General features: G+C 27.1%; 1 protein-coding gene. It reads left to right on the top strand.

Going from position 1 to position 2,419, the window contains the following annotated elements; genetic code table 11:
- Window positions 1–246: 246 nt before the first annotated feature.
- On the top strand, window positions 247–2,205 hold the full coding sequence (locus IEW41_RS14360) for a putative porin (protein ID WP_188607069.1): 1,959 nt from the start codon (window positions 247–249) through the stop codon (window positions 2,203–2,205).
- The last annotated feature ends 214 nt before the right edge of the window (window positions 2,206–2,419 follow it).

Below are 2,419 nucleotides of genomic sequence, written 5' to 3' on the forward strand. Positions count from 1 at the left end.
TTGGACCTGCTACTACTCATGCAACATATGATCCGGCTAATGATACGGTTATAACTATTAATTTCACTGAGAATACAGAAAGCATGTGTGGTAATGCACCTGCACAGTCTGTTATTAGATTGACTAAACAGTAAAAATTATTTCTTTTTACAAAAAAAAGCCTGCAATTTGCAGGCTTTTTTATTATAATAATATTATGACTCGTATCGTTTTAAATATTTACTTTTGCCTAGATAAATTATTTGAATGAAGAATTTTTTTTACTTTTTTACTTTTCTATTATTCTGTCAATCATTCAATGCGCAGAATTTAACAGATGCTACACAATTAAAAAGACAAGGAGTTATTAACGATACTACAAATAACACATTTAATAATAGATCAAGTAATACTCCAAAAAAATTAGCTAAAATTGAGCAATATAAAATCGTTTCTTTTAAAAATGATACAACTTTTGTAGACACAACATTATCAATAAAAAAGGATTATAAGTTCAATTATTTAAGAGAAGATAATTTTAATCTTATCCAGTTTTCAAATGTTGGACAAACATATAATACACTAAGTGAAGATTTTAGTAATACTGAAACATCGCCTTTATTTGGAGCTAGAGCAAGACACTTCAATTATATGGAAGTTAGTGATATTAACTATTATCAAGTACCAACTCCATTAACAGAGTTATTTTATAAAACAGCCTTTTCGCAAGGGCAATTATTAGATGCTTTTTTTACAGTAAATACTTCTAAACAATTCAATCTTTCACTAGCATATAAAGGATTAAGATCTTTAGGCAAGTATCAGCATATTTTAACAAGTACTGGAAATTTTAGATTTACATCAAATTATGTAACTAAAAACAATAAATATAGCGCAAGAGCACATATTGTTATGCAAGATTTATTGAATCAAGAAAATGGTGGTTTAACAGATGCAGATATAGATAATTTCGAATCAGGAGCTCCAGAATTTATTGATAGATCTGTTTTTAACCCTAATTTTGAAAACGCAGAAAATATCCTTGAAGGGAAAAGATTTTTTTTAGAGCAAAAATTCAATATTATTAATTCAAAAGATTCTTTAAGTTATAATTCATTAAGTATAGGTAACATTATTTCATTTGAAGACAAATATTATCAATTTAAGCAAACTATTAGTGATGATTTTTTTGGTGATGCTTTCAGAAGTAATGATTTAGATGATAAGGTAACCTTAGAAAATTTAGTTACTAAAACATACTTAAACTTCAATAATAATACAATTGGAGATATAACTTTTAATTTAGAATATAATAAGTATAACTATGGTTACAATTCAGTTATAATCTTACAAGATCAAGCTGTAAAAAGTAGACTCAAAGGAGAAGTTTTGTCAATAGGAGGAGTTTATAGAAAAAGTTTTGGAAATTTTAATCTCTCAAGCGAAGCTGCTCTTAATATAATAGGAGATTTTAAAGGGAATTTTATTGATGTAAATGTTGGGTATAAAATAAATGATGATGTTTTATTTAATGGAACTCTTAATTTAAACTCAACAATGCCTAATTACAATTATCTATTATATCAAAGTGATTATATTAATTATAATTGGGATAATAGCAATATATTCAAAAACATCAACACTAAGCAAATAGCTGTTAGTCTTCAATCCAATAAATTAGCAAACATTACCTTAGATTATACTAATATTGATAATTATACTTATTTCACAAAAAATTCAGATAATCAAGTTAAGCCATTTCAATATCAAACCACAATAAATTATTTACGAGTAAAAGCTAATAAAGAGTTTTCATACGGCAAATTTGCATTAGATAATACAATAATGTATCAGCAAGTAATAAATGGAGAGCATGTGTTAAACGTTCCACAAATAATAAGCCGAAACACATTATATTTTTCCGACCATTTATTTAAAAACGCAATGTTTCTTCAAACAGGAATAACATTAAATTATTTCACAGAATATAATATGAATAGTTATGACCCATTGCTGGCAGAATTTTACACACAAAATGAAACCAAAATAGGCGCATTCCCAAGATTAGATTTTTTCATTAACGCAAAAATCCGACAAACAAGAATATATCTTAAAGCAGAACACTTCAATTCCTCGTTAACAGGCTACAATTATTATTCAGCACCAAACTATCCATACAGAGACTTTACAGTGCGTTTTGGTATTGTTTGGAATTTTTTCTTATAAAATTTATAGGGCGTTCCATGTTCTAAAAACATGGTCAGGCTTTCGTCAGTCGCTTTTAAATTAATAAATATTAATATAAAGAGCTTCAACAATGCCTCAATCCTTAACGCAAAGCCTTAGAAATGAACACATAAAAAAAAAGGTAAAAAAAAGGGTAAAAAAGTTTTGTTTAGTAATAAAAAAGGGTTGTATATTTGCAGCCGCTAAAAACGGT

The organism is Aquaticitalea lipolytica, from assembly GCF_014641635.1.
Classification (GTDB): Bacteria; Bacteroidota; Bacteroidia; order Flavobacteriales; family Flavobacteriaceae; genus Aquaticitalea; species Aquaticitalea lipolytica.